The organism is Exiguobacterium sp. J17977 (assembly GCF_018616375.1).
Classification (GTDB): Bacteria; Bacillota; Bacilli; order Exiguobacteriales; family Exiguobacteriaceae; genus Exiguobacterium; species Exiguobacterium mexicanum.
Genome location: NZ_JAEQBB010000003.1, coordinates 96,953 through 112,602, shown reverse-complemented (window position 1 = coordinate 112,602; position 15,650 = coordinate 96,953). Strand labels below are relative to the sequence as shown.

The following is a 15,650-nucleotide window of genomic DNA, read 5'->3' as shown; positions in this document are numbered from 1 at the left end:
ATTGTGTGATTGCGATTGGTCCATTGAACGTTCGACTCGATTTACTGGCTATGATGGCCATCTTGCTCATGCTCTACATTGGCTTTAAAAAAATCGGCTTATCGGAAAAAGACCGCGACGCCGTCCTCGGCACATGGTTCGCCGGTTTCCTCGCGTGGAAAGGAAGTGCAATCGTCCTCGGTCTCGCGTCGACGGGTAGTTTGGCCTTATCCCTTTATGCGACCGGCGGCACGTGGTCACTCCTGATCGCCGCCGGTGTGATTGCTTTTTTCGTCTACCGGCTCACACCTAGCTTACGTGGCTATTGGTTGTTCTCGGCCTTGTTCCTTTGGTTGGCGATGACGCTCGTCGTCCCGAAATATGGGACGCTCCCACTGCTTTCATCGCCGCAACCGCTCCATCTCTATATGGCATCCCTCATCGTCTTACTGCTCATCGCGACGTTGCGCTGGATGCGGACACCGACGCTCGGAGCACTGCTCTGGACGGGGATCGGTGCATTTTCGATTTGGTTGCTCGAATCAATCGTCACCGGTACGTTCGAGTTGTGGTGGATCATTCCGTTCTTCCTTCTAATCGCCGTCGCTGCCTACGTGGCACGACCGTCCAAGACGGCCATTCAATACGGACTCGGTCTCATCGTCGTGCTCGCCATCATCAACGCCAGCCTACCAGACGAGACACCACGGCTCGAGGCCGGTTCGTCTCAGACCGGTTTGAACATCGGTCAAGTACCGCCGAACTTCGAACTGAAGCGGACGGATGGTACGACGTTCAACTTGAATGAGTTGCGCGGCGAACGGGTCGTCGTCAACTTCTGGGCGTCGTGGTGCCCACCGTGTCGGGCCGAGATGCCCGACATGGCCAAGTTTGCCCGTGAACAAGACGATGTGACCATCGTTGCCGTCAATACGACGACGAGTGAACGGGATGTCGCTGATGCCGAATCATTTGTCGCCCCGTATGAAGACGCATTCGAAGTCGTCTATGACGAGGAAGGAATCGTCGGAGATGCGTATCGGATTCAGGCGATGCCGACGACATACGTCCTCGATGAAAATGGAGTCATCGTCGCCAAGCAATTCGGCGCCATCGACCACGCCTGGCTCAAAGCGCAGACAAACTGAAAACCGCCAAAATAAAATTTGGCGGTTTTTTTCATTGCTTCAAATAGCCTTGCGTCTTCAAGAAGTCTTTCACGTCGAGCCGAGTCGGTTTCGACAGCATTCGTCCCATCTGTCCGGTCCATGTGTCACTTCGTTGGTTCGACCCGCGTGCCGCGTAGTAGTCGTGAATCGTCGCATCATACGCATCGAGTTCTTGTTTCAGTTGCTCGGTGTCGGCGACGTATGTGTTCTCGTGATAAATATGTTCGAGCGGGAGGCGCGGTTTCTGGCCTTCGACGTGCTCCGGGACACCGACGGCAAGTCCGAAGAGTGGTAATACCCGCTCCGGCAAACCGAGTACTTCCTTCACAGCGAACATATCATTGCGAATCCCGCCGATATAGCAAATGCCGAGGCCCATCGATTCAGCGGCCACGACAGCATTTTGCGAAGCGAGCGCGGCATCAATGACCGCGACAAGTAACTTCTCATCCGTCTCAAGCGTCGCACTCACGTCGGCCCCCCGCAGTTCACCGATTAACTCATGTCGATATAAATCAGCGCAGAAGACGAAGAAATGACCGTTGTCGATGACGTACTGCTGGTTACCGGCGATTTCAGCCAGTCGAGCTTTCTTCTCCGGGTCGGTCACCCCGATGATGGAATAGGCTTGGATAAAGCTCGACGTCGAGGCGCGCTGGGCGCTCTCGACGATGAGCCGGATTTGTTCGTCGGTCAACGTCTCGTCCCTGAACGAGCGAACGGAGCGGTGGTTCAATAGTGTTTCAATGACTTGGTTCATGAAGCATCCCCCTTTTTTCCTATCTTGGCATAACCACAAGATCGGGACAATTTTGAAAGCTTCTAGTCAGTCATCCACCTCAAAAATCGCCCACGGTAACCAAAGGACAGATTCTGTCTCGACGTCTTCTTGATTGCTATATGTACAATAGCGTTCCGCTTCTTCAAGCGTCGGAATCAAGCCATGTTCATTCAAACGAAACTTGAACTGTTCAGCAAACTCTGACTCAAGACCATTACATAAATAGGAATGAAATATGCCCTTTTCATAACCAAGTACCTCATAACCTAACAGATGACCTGTTTCCACATTCTCTCTTCGCATGACAAAACGCTCGATTCCATATCGTTCAGGACTCTCACCCATTTCACTATCTTCTAAAAAGGTAGAGATGTGTGCTTCCGGTAATGCTAGACCAACCACTTTGACCGCCACATGACTGAGAAACTGACGTTTGAACGTATGAGCCAGGTCTAGCGATTGAAACGTTTGTGGATACCCAAGCTGTCCAGACTCATGATACGTATCGATCCATGCCATTAGTTCGGTACTCCCTTGTCGATTAAGCTTTAATTCATGCTCATATGTCGCTTTGGCTTGCGTTGACATACCCCAGAGTACGTCGATGTTCGGATGGTGCTCGCATATACATGTACTTATAGACAAGACTGTTTCAGGAATGAGACGACTATCCATATAATCTGGTCGCACCGACTCTGCGACGAGCACATAACCAGCACTACATATTGTCATTTTTTCTCTCCCACGTTTTCTAAGTATATGTAAAAACCTTATGACTCCCCAGGTTTATAGCGGACGAACGGTTGAAACGTTAGTTCAGCAACGTATTAGTTCTTTGTTTCATCATCATTCTTGCTCAATCGCTTTGATGATTTTGGCTGGGTTTCCAGCCACCACGACGTTCGGAGGAACATCTTTCGTTACGACGGAACCTGCAGCGATAACTGCACCATCGCCAATCGTTATTCCTGCCAAAACGACGCAACTCCCTCCAATCCATACATCGTTGCCGATATGAATCGGCGTAGCGACCCCACTCTTGTTTCGGTCACGTGAAGGTAACGCATGTCCTGCCGTATAAATCCCGACGTTCGGCCCAATCATGCAGTCATCGCCAATTGTTACTTCAGCCATATCTAAAATCGTACAATTATAGCCTGCATAAAATCGATTTCCCACATGAATGTTAGTGCCTAAGTCACAATGAAAATTGTGTTCAACGACCGGATCTTCACCCACTGTACCAAATAGCTCACGGAGGATTGACGCTCGTAACGTATCATCATCGACTTCAGATGCATTGAAGCGCTGCACGAGCCGCTGTGCACGTCTTCCTTGACGCTTCAGAGCGTCAGTTCCTCGTTCATAATAAATAGTCTCTCTCATCATATGTTCCTCCTGACGTATGGATTTGGGCCTGCTAGTCAAAACGAGCCATCCCTGTGCTCTTTATTATACGCAAAAAAGCAGAGCGGCTGTTGCCGACTCTACTTAAAATGATTATTCTGTCACTTGACTCAAGAACGGTGTGATATCGACGTTCAATTCTTTCGAGAGACGCGCGCCGAGGTCGCGGTCGGCCCGATAGAAGTTGCAAATTAAGAGGAGCACCGTGTTCTCATGGCGAACTTCTTTAATGTGTGCCACCAAGTTGTTCACGAGTGCCGTCTTCTCTTCTTCCGAGTAGCGACGGTACACTTCTCCGGCTTGACCGAAGTCGTTCGTCTTCTCGATTTTTTGACGGCCGGCCACGCCTGTGAGCGGCTGCTCCGTCTCGATATAAGCAGCATCCGGTTTCGGTGCGTCCTCATAGCGGTTCGGTTCATAGTTGACCGGGCTCGTCTGTTGTTTGAACGGCATCACCCCATCACGCTGGTTGTTCGACACTTGTGCGAACGGGCAGTTGATCGGGAGCTGCAAGTAGTTCGCCCCGATACGATAACGTTGCGTATCCGAATATGAGAACAAGCGACCTTGGAGCATCTTGTCTTCAGACGGTTGAATCCCAGGTACGAGCACGCCCGGGTTGAATCCGACCGATTCCGTCTCGGCAAAATAGTTGTCGACGTTTTTGTTAAGCGTCATCGTACCGACGAGTTGATACGGGATGACGTCTTCGAACCAGTCTTTTGTCGCGTCGAGTGGATCGAAATCGAAGTTATCCATATCGGCCGGGTCGAGGATTTGGACGTAGAGATCCCATTCTGGGAAGTCGCCTTCCTCGATGGCGTTGAACAAGTCGCGTGTCGCATGGTTGAAGTCTTCGGCCTGCACTTTCGCCGCTTCTTCCATCGACAAGTTTTTAATACCTTGTTTCGGGACCCAACGGAGTTTTATGTACACCGTGTTTCCGTATTCGTTGACCCATTTGAATGAGTGGACCGATGAACCGCGCATGTGACGGTATGAAGCTGGAATCCCTTCATCGCTGAACAAGTGGATGAGCATGCTTGTCGATTCCGGCGTGAGCGACATAAAGTCAAAGAAACGGTCCGGGTCTTGCAAGTTCGTCCGTGGGTCCGGTTTGAGTGAGTGGATTACGTCCGGGAATTTGATGGCGTCACGAATAAAGAAGACTGGTAAGTTGTTTCCGACGAAATCATAGTTCCCTTCTTCTGTGTAAAACTTGACCGAGAATCCACGTGGGTCACGAAGCGTCTCTGGTGAGCCGAGACCGTGGATGACGGTTGAGAAGCGAGCGAAGATTGGTGTCTCTTGTCCTTCTTCCTGCAAAAATTTGGCTTTCGTATATCGTTTCATGCTATTTTTAACTTTGAAGACACCGTGTGCTCCGGCACCACGGGCATGAACGACCCGCTCCGGCACGCGCTCACGGTCAAAGTGGGCGAGTTTTTCAATGAGTTGATAATCTTCGAGAAGTGTCGGGCCGCGGCGACCCGCTGTGATGGAGTTGGCGTTATCCCCGATTGGGACGCCTTGGTTAGTAGTTAGACGACGATGTTGATCCATATTATTGCCTCCTCTTTATAATCATTCTTACAAAGTTAATGATATTAAAAGATAATAATTATTACAAATAAAACGCTCGAGCAATGCTCGGGCGTTTTGCAATCGCTTTCAATTTTTGCGTTTCTTATGTTGTTCTTTGCGATGAATCTCGGTCACGAGCAAAGCTGCGATGATGCCCCCGAGCGATCCGGCGACGAGGTCGACCATCGTGTCGTCGTTCCCGTTGCCTTGCATCGTCGTGTTCAACACCAAGTCCGAGGTGAATTCATACATTTCCCAAAGCGCCGCCCCAGCCATCGAGAAGACGACGATATAGACGAAGACGAACCGTTTCGGCATCTCGAGCCGAATGTCCTCATCGAGCCGAGTCAAGAAGTCAAAGCCGAGAAACGCTAAGAAGACGCCGCTCAACACGTGCAGAAACGTGTCCCACCAGCCGTTCGAATATAGGCCGACAATCGAGCCCAAATATTGCGATGCGAACAAGAACAAGATATAGGCGACTTTCATTTTGGCGTCGAACTCGGTTTTGAACGTCTTCTCGAGGATGAACGGAATCAATCCCGACACGACCCCCGCCCCGGCGACGCTCGCATCAAACCACTCTCCTTCGATGATTGACGTCACGAGTATGACCGCCATGAACAATACGAACCCGAATTCCAGTAGACGTCCTCGAGTCAGTTTCATCTCCTTACGCCTTCTTTCGTAAGAATGTCTCACCTACTCCATTCCCGTTTCAGTGAATGTTTCAACAACCCTGTCCGAAAATTCGTGCTTTTGTCGGATTCTTCCGTCACCCGTTTGTCTCATACTGAAAGAAACGATTTGAGGAGGAACACGCATGCCAATCAACCCTTATCTCAATTTCAACGGCGACTGTCGCGACGCCGTCCTGTTTTATGCCGACGTCTTCGCCGAGCCCGCCCCAGACATCATGACGTTCGCGGCCCAGCCTGGACCGGACGGAGAACCGGTACCGGACGAGCTGGCCGATCTCGTGCTCCATGCCCGTCTGAGCGTTCATGGCACAACGCTCATGTTTTCGGACGCGATGCCGGACGGTCCTGTCTCATTCGGCCAGAACATCACGCTCGCCGTCGTGACCGATGACCTCGACGCCATCCGTCGAGAATTCGAGGCTTTATCTGCCGGTGGCCGTATCCTCATGCCGCTCCAAGAGACGTTCTGGAGCAAGGCGTACGGCATGGTCGAAGACCGTTTCGGTGTCCAATGGCAATTCAGTCACGAGGCGTAAACGAAAGACCCCATCGCAATTGATGGGGTCTCGTTTATTTCTGGGCGACAAAAAAGATTCGTTCTGCGTTCGGGCCCGGAGCTTGGTCCGTGAAGTCAGCGGTGACCGATTTCACATGGAAGCCGGCCCCGATGAGCCATTGCATATACTGCCCCGGCTCATACGTCCGTTGCTCATGCGTCTCCTCGACGCGCTCATACGTGCCATCCTCGAGGGCGACGAAGAACGTCAAATCGTGAACGACCGAGAGCGGTGCTTCGCCCGGGTCTGCGAACCAGATGTACGAGCAATCTTCCCCGTTCGAGGCATACGTCTTCTGATTGAAGAGCGTCTGCATCTTGTTCGGCGAATGCACATCAAAGATGAACATGCCGCCCGGTTTCAATTGTTCGTACACCGCCTCGAACGTGTCGATGACATCGGCCTCGTCCTCGAGATAGCAAAGCGAGTCACAGAGAATCGTCACGGCGTCGACCGGGTGTGGCAATTCAAGCTCCCGCATATCCTGTTGCCAGAGCGGAAGCGTGATGCCTGCCTCGAGCGCTTTCTCTTGGGCGACCTCGAGCATCGACTCGGATAAGTCGAGTCCGATCGTCTCGTAATGCTCCGCCAAGCGAATCGTCGCCGAGCCCGTCCCGCATCCGACGTCAGCAAGCGATGCACCGTCTTTGACATGGCGGCGCACGAAGGCGACCCAGTCCTCGTACGGGGCATCTTTCATCAACTCATCGTAGACGTAGGCGAACCCTTCGTACGCCATTAGCCGACTTCTACTTCCACGTGTGGTGCATCTGCCCACAATTTTTCAAGGTTGTAATAGTCGCGGTCATCGCGATGGAAGATATGGACGACGACGTTTTCGAGGTCAGCGAGCACCCAACGTGCCGAGTCCATGCCTTCGAATTTGTGGAGCGGGAGCTCATGCTCGCCGGCCACGTCTTTGATTTCGCGCGCGATTGCTTGGACTTGCTTCTCTGAGTTACCGTGGCAGATGACGAAATAATCTGCGACCGGTGAGATGCCTTCCATGTCGAGGACGACGATATCTTCGGCACGCTTATCGTCAGCGGCCTTCACGATCAATTCTAATTCTTCTTTTACAGTCATACTGTACCTCCTAGGGTGTTTTCACAAAATGGTTATACGTCTCAATCGTCAGCGGGAAAATCCGCACCGACTTGTTTAATAAATAAGCAATCGTCTGGCGCAACGTCGCGACGACGGCCGCTTCGAGCGAACGATCCGCGAGGTCACGTAAGGAGTCGACGCCGGGATACGACCGATTCGGTTCGATCGCGTCCGCAACGAATAAAATCTGGTCGAGCCGGGACATGCCCGGTTCTCCGGTCGTATGGTTCTTGATGGCCGACACGACGGCCGGGTCAAGGTCGTACGCTCGGTCTAACAGGATGGCCCCGACCGGCGCATGCAACAGCTCGTCATCGAACTCAAGCAAGCTCGAATCGAGGTTCTCCTCGATCACGACTTGCCGCATCATGTCGGCATCCAAATATTTCGCATAGTCATGCAACATCGCCGCGAGTCGCGCCGCTTCCACATCGGCCCCGTACAAGCGGGCCAACCGGTCGGCCGTCTCGACGACACCGAGCGTGTGGATGTAGCGTTTCTCGGGCAACGTCGCCTCAATCAATGATTGTGCTTCCTCATACGTCATACAAGTCGCGCTCCTTGATATAAGTTTCGACATCGAGCGGGACGAGATACTTGATCGACTTGTCCCGTCTCGCCCGTTCCCGGATATCGGTCGACGAGATCTCGAGTTGCGGCATATCGATCGTACGCACATCTGCCTGTTTCGGGATGCGGTAGCGGCTGCCTGGACGCGCGACGGCCCCGAACGTGACGAGGGTGACGAGTGTCTCGTAATCGTACCACTTCTCGAGTGATACGAGCGAGTCCGCCCCAATCAAGAAGAAGAACGTGTCGTTCGGATACAAGTCCCGCAACCGTCTCATCGTCTCGACCGTGTACGATGGCTCGTCACGTTCAAACTCAATCAAGTTCAGTTTGAACGCAGGTTGATCCACAATCGCCCGCCGGGTCATTTCAATCCGGTCTTTGGCCGGGCTGAAGCCCGCCTTGTGCGGCGGAATCGCCGCCGGCAGAAACCAGACCTCATCGAGCTCCAACTGTTCGCGCGCCTGTTCGGCAATCAATAAATGACCGAGATGCGGCGGGTCGAACGTGCCTCCCATCAGGCCGATGCGGCTCATGGGAGTTTGATTTGGCGATTTTCTTTCTCAGTCGCCTGTTTGTACAAGACGATGACTTTTCCGATGACTTGAACGACTTCGGCTTTCGTGCCTTCAGCCAATTCTCCGGCTACGTCTTTCGGCGTATCGGCACAGTTTTGGAGCACTTGGACTTTCAAGAGCTCACGTTTTTCGAGCGCGTCGCTGATGTCTTTGCACATCGCTTCGCTGACCCCATTTTTTCCGACTTGATAAATCGGCGAGAGGTGATGTGCCTCGGCACGTAAAAAGCGTTTTTGTTTACCTGATAACATACTATTTATTCCTCCAATAAGCGTTCAATTAACTTCATTCCGACAAGTTGATCCGGTCTCACACCTGTCCAATATTCAAACGCCAGAGCGCCTTGTCCGACAAACATGGCAGTTCCGTTGACGATTTTCGCGTCTGCTTTGGCGGCTTCCTTTAAAAACGGTGTGACGAGTGGACGATATATGATATCACAAACGACGGTGTTTTGTCGTAAACCTTTTAACGATCGTGGCGAATCGACGCCGTCCATGCCGACCGATGTCGTCTGGATGATGACGTCATAGCGTGCGATATCGACATCCTCGAGCGCCTGCGCTTCGATGCCGAACGCGTCCGCGAGGCGTTCCGCCCGCTCCATCGTTCGATTCGTGACCGTGACGTCACGGGTCGGCAAGGCGCTGATGATGCCGCGCGCTGCCCCGCCGGCCCCGATGACGAGCACACGGCCCGTCCAATCGGTCCAACGGTCGAGCGCGGCGACAAGGCCGGCCCCGTCCGTGTTCGTCCCAATCAACTTCCCGTCCCGCTTATACACCGTGTTGACGGCACCGGCGGCTTCGGCCGCCTGATCGAGCTCGTCCAGGTACGGGATGACCGTCTCTTTGTATGGGATGGTGACGTTGAAACCGTCCCAGACGCCGTCACGCATCTGTTGAAACAAGTCCGCGAGTTCGTCCGGGGTGACGTCGAGCGCCTCATAGCGCCCGAAAAGCCCAGACGCTCTCAGCCACTGCTCGTGCAGGACGGGAGAGAGCGAATGAGCAATCGGGTGACCGATGACGGCCAGTCTCATACGAGCGCCTCACGTAATGTGACGGCAACTCCTTTTGGTGCCCACGCGGCGATGCGTCCACCTTTTCCGTGAATCGCGACCCAACCGAGTCCGCTGAAGACGATGTCTGTCTTGACGCCGTCACGGAGACTGAACTCGTGACGCACGAGCGGAGGCAACAGTTGCAACGTTTTCTCGTTCGGCGGGTTGAGCATCTTACCGATATGGTTTTCGTATAGTTCATCTGCTTTGTCGAGCTTGGTCCGGTGTGTCTTCAACTCGTTCGACATGTAGACAACGAACGAGCGCTTGTTGCCTTCCATGTAGTCGAGACGGGCGAGTCCACCGAAGAAGAGCGTCTGCTGCGGGTTCAATTGGAACACGTGTGGCTTAATCTCTTTTTTCGGGGTGATTGTCTTCAAATCTTTCGCATCGACATAATGCGCCATTTGATGACGGTTGATAATCCCCGGCGTGTCGTACAGGTTGGCATCATCGTCGAGCGGGACGTCAATCAAATCGAGCGTCGTTCCCGGGAAATGACTGACCGTGATGATGGCCTCGTCTTCTGCTCCGAAACGCTTGATGATTTGGTTGATGAGCGTCGACTTCCCGACGTTCGTACAACCGACGACATAGACATCCTTGCCTTTACGATAGTACTCGATTTTCTCTGCGAGCTCGTCGATGCCGTGCCCTTTTTTCGCACTGATCAAGTGCACATCGACCGGGTTCAAGCCGAGTTCTTTCGCTTCAGACTTCATCCAGTTGGCCATCCGGTTCGGGTTGACCGACTTCGGTAATAAGTCGACTTTGTTCCCGACCAAGAGGACGGGGTTCGTGCCGACTGAGCGTTGAAGCCCTGGCAACCAGCTGCCGTTGAAGTCGAAGATATCGACGATTTTGATGACGAGCGCTTCTTTGGCACTGATGCCGTTCAAGATGCGCAAGAAGTCGTCATCTGTCAATTCGACGTCTTGGATTTGGTTGTAGTGCTTCAATTTGAAGCACCGTTGGCAAATGACGATTTCGCGATCAAGTGCCGATTTCGGTGCATAACCGGCACCGGTCGGGTCTTCCGTTTGAATGGCGACGCCGCAACCGGCGCAATAACGTGTTGTTTCTTCCATAGTGTTGTCTGCTGTCATTTAAGTTGCCTCTTCTTCATTCACTGTAGCGCCTCGCCGCTACTCCTGAAGCGTTAATTCCGACGCCTTACGCGCCGTACATGGACAGCCTCCTTCTTCCTGTGCGTTCGAGGTCCTTATTCATCTTTTTTATGTGAATCTTCGGAACGCGAGTGCATCGCTTCACCGATTTTCTCAGCGACCGCCACTTTGGCGCGCTTCGCATCGACGGCGAGCTCCTCAACTTTTTTCGTGATCAACACGTACTTTCCGCGACGTTTCATATGGGCGAACACGACTTTTTCAAGCATGCGATTGAACTTCGTGACAAGTCCGTCTGTCTTGACGACCGGTTGCACGTGGATGACGTGAATCCCAGCCATGTTGGCGCCGAGTACGTCCGTGAACAATTGATCGCCTAAGAAGATGGCTTCTTTCGTCGAATAGCCATATTTCGCAAGCGCCTGTTTGAATCCAGACGGCAACGGCTTTTTCGCACGTGCCACATAGTGAAGGCCGAGCGGTTCCGTGAACGTACGTACGCGGTTCTCGTTGTTATTCGAGACGACGATGACATCGAGTCCGTGTGATTTCACTTTTTCAAGCCATAGCAAAAGAAGCTCTGGTGCGTGCGGGACGTCCCAGGCCACGAGTGTATTATCAAGGTCCGTCAAAATGACGCGAACCCCACGGTCTTTCAATTCTTCAAGGTCGATGTCAAATACTGACGCGACGAACTGTTTCGGATAAAGTCGATTAAACACGATTAAATTCCTCCAATTAGCTAAAGCGATTCAACTACTATACATGTAGTGATATCCCTTCTATGGTAAACGAAAACCGACCAAACGACTAGTGTATCGTTCGGTCGGCCTAAAAAAGTTTTAAAAAATCAACCGTTTTGCATCGTCCCGATGACTTCTCCAAGTCGAACCGGGCCGATTTTGGCCGGATCAATGAAGACACGGCCTTTCTCAAAACAAAGGATGACGGTCGAGCCGAATGAGAAGTAACCGACCTCTTCGCCTTTGGCCGCCTGGTCGCCTGCGAGCGTCCATTCGATCGTATTGACGTTCAACGCACCGACCATGATGTGCTCGTATCGACCAGCGGCCGTCTCGAAGCGCGTGACGCGACGGTAGTTGCGTGAGAGCGGACGGACCGTCTCCGTCAACCCGATGTCGTTGACCGGCGCCGAACGGTCACCGAGTTCATAATGACTGAGCACACGCCCGGCGAGCGGGACATGTACCCGATGATAGTCTCGCGGACTCAAGTAAAGGACACAGACCGTACCGCCGGCGTAACGTCTCGCTTCTTGTTGCGAGCCGAGCAGTTCGGCAAGCGTGTACGACTGACCCTTGACTTCAAAGCGACTGTCGACCGTAATATCGGCCACGATGGACAGTTTCCCGTCGCATGGCGAGACGACCGAGCTCGGGTCGGCATCAATCGGCCGGGCCCCGTCTTTCAAATGACGCGTGAAAAAGGCGTGCAGGCTCGGATAAGCCTCAATCGGTTCCGCCGCTTCATCAACGTTGATTTGATACGTTTTCGCAAACGACGGGATGAAAGCCCGGCTCGCTGATGATTCGGCGAAGGCACGGAGTCGCTTGGCAATGACCGGGGTCGCGTTCAATTCAAACAATGTCTGATATAAGCGGCTTTTGATCACTGTGCGCCCTCCTCGTTTTTAAAGAACGTCTCGTACTGTTGCTCCGAGACCGCTCCTTCGACACGTCCGACTTCTTTTCCGTCTTGGAAACGAATCATTGTCGGTGTCCCGTTGATGCCATAAGTCGTCCAGACATTATGGTCGGCCAAGTTGATTGACACGGCGTCATATTCTTCGATGAGTGGCTCGACGTACGGTTTGACTTGCTCACAATATTCGCAACCTGTCTGCCAGAAGTAGACGACGACTTCCTCTTCTTCTGAGATTTTCGTCTCGAGCTCCTCCGGTGTGACGGCGTTGACTCCCGTCTCCTCGTTCGCATTGTTCAAGAAGAACAACAAACCGAGACCGATAACGATGATGACTCCGATGATGGCGAACGTGATGAAGTTCGCCCGTTTGGCACTATTTTTCATGACCGATTCCTCCTCGTAATATAAAAAGAACTGACTCGGATATGAGCCAGCTTGGTTGTAGACGTCTTACTTCTCTTGTGCGACGTCGCTAATCCCCATATCTTGGTTAAGCGTGTCTAAGAGTACAATAAAGATCGTGATGACGACGCCAAAGAATGTCGCGAGCATCGCGTTGAACGGCACGCCATCGACAGCAGAAATGATAAAGATTGCTGTATTCGAAAGCAAGATCGCCCAGAACAATGTGACTAAGTAACGCATCGATAGTCCCCTCCATCTCACAGATGATTCATGAAAAATTCATACGTCCTTAGTATAGCATTGTTACCGTAAAATGTGCGACCTCGATTGTATATTCTTTCCGTCGAAACGGGAAATATGGTACGGTTTGAGAAATAAGCAACTCGTAGAAAAGAGGAAACCCTATGTCACGTTATTTAATCGCAGTCGATTTGGATGGAACGTTGTTGCGCGACGACAAGACGATCAGTGAACGCAACGTGCGTGCGCTCCAGGCGGCCCGCGAGGCCGGTCATGAAGTCATGATCGCGACCGGTCGCCCACATCGCCACTCGATCATGTATTACGAAGAGCTCGGCTTGACGACACCGCTCATCAACTTCAACGGGGCGCTCGTCCATCATCCGAAAGATCCGTCATACGCAGTAACGCACCGTCCAATCCCGCTCAAGACGGCGCATGAGATTATTGAAGAAGTGTCGGACACGAAAGCGCACAACATCGTCGTCGAAGTGACCGATCACGTCTACTTCCATAAAGACCCGCAAGAGTTTTACAGCCCATACGCCGAACGCGCACTCAGCGTCACATCGGGCAACTTACTCAAGCACTTGCAGGAAGAGCCGACCTCGCTCCTCATCCACGCAACGAAAGAGCACGTCGACAACGTCCGCGCTCGGTTGAATAAAGTCCACGCCGAGGCCGTCTTGAACCGCCAATGGCGCATGCCGGAGCACATGATTGAAGTCATGAGCCAGAACACGTCGAAGGCGCTCGGTTTGCGCGAAGTGTCGAAACATCTCGGCATCAACCGTAAAAACATCATCGCGTTCGGCGACGAGGAAAACGACCTCGAGATGCTCGACTACGTCGGTACCGGCGTCGCGATGGACAACGCCATCAGCCAGTTGAAAGCCGTCGCAGATGAAGTGACCGCGTCGAATATGGAAGACGGCATCGCCATCTACCTCGAAGAGAAACTAGGCATCAAAGCATAATCCAAACACCGACTGTGCATGCAGTCGGTGTTTTTGCGATTTGCCTACAGGAAACGTATCAAATAGTCGTCGAAAATCTTCGTCATCACTTTCGGGGTATTGGCCAAATACACATTGATTTGTTCCGCATTCGAGGCAACGGCGTCACCTTGTCTCTCGTCTGTCGGAAAGTCGGAGATGCCTTTGATGATGATGCATTCGACGTCATTTTTCTTGCAGATGTACGCGATGGCACCCGCTTCCGTGTCCGCGATGGTGATGTCATGTTTCTTCAGTTCCAGGTAATCGTTCCACATCACGACCGCTCGATCGGCCGTCGCGATGGTACCGCTCAAAAAATCGTCCCCGTAATTCGCTAGTTCGATGTCGACGATGAACGATTGCTTGATGAGCGGCTCTACTTCTTTGACCGTACAATCGTATTGAACGGCTCGATGCGGGACGAAAATATCCAACGGGTCGAACGTATCGTCGATTCCAGCGCACGTCCCAGCCACGATGACTTTTACTAAATCGAACCGAGATATCATATATTGATTGGCACCGACCCCATTCGCTTTCCGTACACCGGTGCTGTAAAAAACAAGTTCGACGTCATCAAGCATCCTCCTGAAATACTCGCCATACGGGTAATCGAATCGCTCCTCCGCTTCGACGTCATAGTACGCCAATGTCGCTTCATATTCCCATTTCGTCGCAATGCTGACTCCAATCATTACGCGTCCCCCTCACATTTGTTTGATGTCTACCTATACAATAACCCCCGCTGAGCGTTCAGCGGGGGTTTATTTTAGCGTCGGAACGCACCTTCGACATCTTCAGTTGGGACCATATTGATGAAGACGGTCGGGTCGGCATCTTTACAGATGCGCGTAATTTCTCGCACTTCGTGGCGTTGGGCGACCATCATGAGCGTCGCTTTCTCGACTTTCGAGTACGTGCCAATCGCCGGCATGAGCGTGATGCCGCGGAAGACATGCTGGTGTAACTCTTTCGTCACTTCGTCCGGATGGCTCGTGACGATGAAGAGCGTCTGACGCTGCGTATTCGTGTAAATCTCATCGATGACTTTCGACGTCACATATAAGAAGACGATCGTATAGAGCGCGGTCTGCCAACCGAACAATGCACCGGCCCAAAGCGCGATCATCATGTTCATGAGGAACAGATAGACGCCGACCGAGTTGTTCGTGAACTTCGCTAAAATAAGGGCGACGATATCGAATCCGCCGGTCGAGGCACCAAAGCGAATCGTAATCCCCGAACCGATGGCGAGCAAAACCCCGCCGAACACAGCGTTCAACAGCGGGTCGTCCGAAATGATGGACGACTGCGGAAGCACGCGAATGAACACGGTAACTGCCGCGACGCTGATCAACGTATGAATCATCATGTTCTTGCCGAGCATGAAGTAACTGACGATCAACAGCGGCACGTTCAAGACGAAGAACCAAATTCCTTCCCCGAGCTCAAACGGTGTCCCCGCAAACAGTTGCGTAAAGATTTGGGCGAGCCCCGTAAATCCGGTCGAGTATACCCCCGCCGGGATTAAAAATAATGTCATGGATAATGCAACGAACACTCCCCCGATAATCGAAACGATCCCGATGCGTGCGTGTTCTTTAACGGCTTCCGTCAAGTTTTGTCTCCCCTTTCAAAAATGGCTAAGAATCAAGATAACATAGTTTTCTGGTGCTGCCTACTACAAAAATAATGAGATGTGTCCGCGCTTCTCATAAA

21 protein-coding genes are annotated in these 15,650 nt (G+C 52.4%); 3 read left to right on the top strand and 18 right to left on the bottom strand.

The window, feature by feature from the left end:
- Positions 1-5 precede the first annotated feature (5 nt).
- Positions 6-1,127, top strand: a complete 1,122-nt coding sequence (locus tag KNO58_RS06735) for a TlpA family protein disulfide reductase (RefSeq protein ID WP_214752458.1) — start codon at positions 6-8, stop codon at positions 1,125-1,127.
- A 31-nt stretch (positions 1,128-1,158) separates the two neighbouring features.
- Here KNO58_RS06735 and nfsA read toward each other — a convergent pair whose 3' ends face one another.
- The 5 genes from nfsA to KNO58_RS06710 all read right to left on the bottom strand — a co-directional run bounded on the left by nfsA (position 1,159) and on the right by KNO58_RS06710 (position 5,589).
- Entirely contained in the window at positions 1,159-1,908 is a 750-nt protein-coding gene (gene nfsA / locus KNO58_RS06730) for an oxygen-insensitive NADPH nitroreductase (RefSeq protein ID WP_214752456.1), read from the bottom strand.
- Between the two features lie 66 nt (positions 1,909-1,974).
- Positions 1,975-2,448: a hypothetical protein gene (locus KNO58_RS06725; RefSeq protein ID WP_214752454.1), complete on the bottom strand. Its 474-nt coding sequence runs from the start codon at positions 2,446-2,448 to the stop codon at positions 1,975-1,977.
- 327 nt (positions 2,449-2,775) lie between these two features.
- Positions 2,776-3,318, bottom strand: coding sequence for a sugar O-acetyltransferase (locus KNO58_RS06720; RefSeq protein ID WP_214752452.1), 543 nt, complete (start codon positions 3,316-3,318; stop codon positions 2,776-2,778).
- A gap of 111 nt (positions 3,319-3,429) precedes the next feature.
- Positions 3,430-4,899, bottom strand: a complete 1,470-nt coding sequence (locus KNO58_RS06715; protein WP_214752450.1) for a catalase — start codon at positions 4,897-4,899, stop codon at positions 3,430-3,432.
- A 108-nt stretch (positions 4,900-5,007) separates the two neighbouring features.
- Positions 5,008-5,589 carry a DUF2238 domain-containing protein gene (locus KNO58_RS06710; RefSeq protein ID WP_214752448.1) on the bottom strand — a complete coding sequence of 194 codons (582 nt, stop codon included), beginning with the start codon at positions 5,587-5,589 and terminating at the stop codon, positions 5,008-5,010.
- Between the two features lie 154 nt (positions 5,590-5,743).
- Here KNO58_RS06710 and KNO58_RS06705 point away from each other — a divergent pair, with 154 nt between their 5' ends.
- Positions 5,744-6,157, top strand: coding sequence for a VOC family protein (locus tag KNO58_RS06705; RefSeq protein ID WP_214752446.1), 414 nt, complete (start codon positions 5,744-5,746; stop codon positions 6,155-6,157).
- Positions 6,158-6,191: 34 nt separating this feature from the next.
- On the opposite strand, the gene KNO58_RS06700 is transcribed toward KNO58_RS06705, so the two are convergent.
- The 11 genes from KNO58_RS06700 to KNO58_RS06650 all read right to left on the bottom strand — a co-directional run bounded on the left by KNO58_RS06700 (position 6,192) and on the right by KNO58_RS06650 (position 12,933).
- Entirely contained in the window at positions 6,192-6,917 is a 726-nt protein-coding gene (locus KNO58_RS06700) for a class I SAM-dependent DNA methyltransferase (RefSeq protein ID WP_214752444.1), read from the bottom strand.
- Positions 6,917-7,264, bottom strand: a complete 348-nt coding sequence (gene rsfS, locus KNO58_RS06695; protein WP_034776639.1) for a ribosome silencing factor — start codon at positions 7,262-7,264, stop codon at positions 6,917-6,919. The genes KNO58_RS06700 and rsfS overlap by 1 nt, the downstream gene beginning before the upstream one ends.
- Before the next feature lie 10 nt (positions 7,265-7,274).
- Positions 7,275-7,832, bottom strand: a complete 558-nt coding sequence (gene yqeK / locus KNO58_RS06690; RefSeq protein WP_214752442.1) for a bis(5'-nucleosyl)-tetraphosphatase (symmetrical) YqeK — start codon at positions 7,830-7,832, stop codon at positions 7,275-7,277.
- Positions 7,822-8,391, bottom strand: coding sequence for a nicotinate-nucleotide adenylyltransferase (locus tag KNO58_RS06685; RefSeq protein WP_214752440.1), 570 nt, complete (start codon positions 8,389-8,391; stop codon positions 7,822-7,824). Before KNO58_RS06685 ends, yqeK begins: the two co-directional genes overlap by 11 nt.
- Positions 8,388-8,684 carry a ribosome assembly RNA-binding protein YhbY gene (gene yhbY, locus KNO58_RS06680; protein ID WP_034776635.1) on the bottom strand — a complete coding sequence of 99 codons (297 nt, stop codon included), beginning with the start codon at positions 8,682-8,684 and terminating at the stop codon, positions 8,388-8,390. The genes KNO58_RS06685 and yhbY overlap by 4 nt, the downstream gene beginning before the upstream one ends.
- Before the next feature lie 5 nt (positions 8,685-8,689).
- On the bottom strand, positions 8,690-9,475 hold the full coding sequence (gene aroE / locus KNO58_RS06675; protein ID WP_214752438.1) for a shikimate dehydrogenase: 786 nt from the start codon (positions 9,473-9,475) through the stop codon (positions 8,690-8,692).
- Entirely contained in the window at positions 9,472-10,584 is a 1,113-nt protein-coding gene (gene yqeH / locus KNO58_RS06670; protein WP_214720282.1) for a ribosome biogenesis GTPase YqeH, read from the bottom strand. Before yqeH ends, aroE begins: the two co-directional genes overlap by 4 nt.
- A gap of 134 nt (positions 10,585-10,718) precedes the next feature.
- Positions 10,719-11,345, bottom strand: coding sequence for a YqeG family HAD IIIA-type phosphatase (locus KNO58_RS06665; protein WP_021066653.1), 627 nt, complete (start codon positions 11,343-11,345; stop codon positions 10,719-10,721).
- A 128-nt stretch (positions 11,346-11,473) separates the two neighbouring features.
- Positions 11,474-12,256, bottom strand: a complete 783-nt coding sequence (locus tag KNO58_RS06660; protein WP_214752436.1) for a phosphatidylserine decarboxylase — start codon at positions 12,254-12,256, stop codon at positions 11,474-11,476.
- Entirely contained in the window at positions 12,253-12,672 is a 420-nt protein-coding gene (locus tag KNO58_RS06655; RefSeq protein WP_214752434.1) for a thioredoxin family protein, read from the bottom strand. Before KNO58_RS06655 ends, KNO58_RS06660 begins: the two co-directional genes overlap by 4 nt.
- 66 nt (positions 12,673-12,738) lie before the next feature.
- Positions 12,739-12,933: a YjzD family protein gene (locus tag KNO58_RS06650; RefSeq protein WP_214752432.1), complete on the bottom strand. Its 195-nt coding sequence runs from the start codon at positions 12,931-12,933 to the stop codon at positions 12,739-12,741.
- Positions 12,934-13,097: 164 nt separating this feature from the next.
- On the opposite strand from KNO58_RS06650, the gene KNO58_RS06645 reads away from it, so the two are divergent.
- Positions 13,098-13,910: a Cof-type HAD-IIB family hydrolase gene (locus KNO58_RS06645; protein ID WP_214752430.1), complete on the top strand. Its 813-nt coding sequence runs from the start codon at positions 13,098-13,100 to the stop codon at positions 13,908-13,910.
- Positions 13,911-13,954: 44 nt separating this feature from the next.
- On the opposite strand, the gene KNO58_RS06640 is transcribed toward KNO58_RS06645, so the two are convergent.
- Together KNO58_RS06640 and KNO58_RS06635 are read right to left on the bottom strand one after the other, a co-directional pair.
- Positions 13,955-14,626 (bottom strand): 5'-methylthioadenosine/S-adenosylhomocysteine nucleosidase family protein, encoded by a 672-nt coding sequence (locus KNO58_RS06640; RefSeq protein ID WP_214752428.1) that lies wholly within the window; start codon positions 14,624-14,626, stop codon positions 13,955-13,957.
- A 74-nt stretch (positions 14,627-14,700) separates the two neighbouring features.
- Entirely contained in the window at positions 14,701-15,549 is an 849-nt protein-coding gene (locus KNO58_RS06635; RefSeq protein WP_214752426.1) for a YitT family protein, read from the bottom strand.
- Between the last annotated feature and the right edge of the window lie 101 nt (positions 15,550-15,650).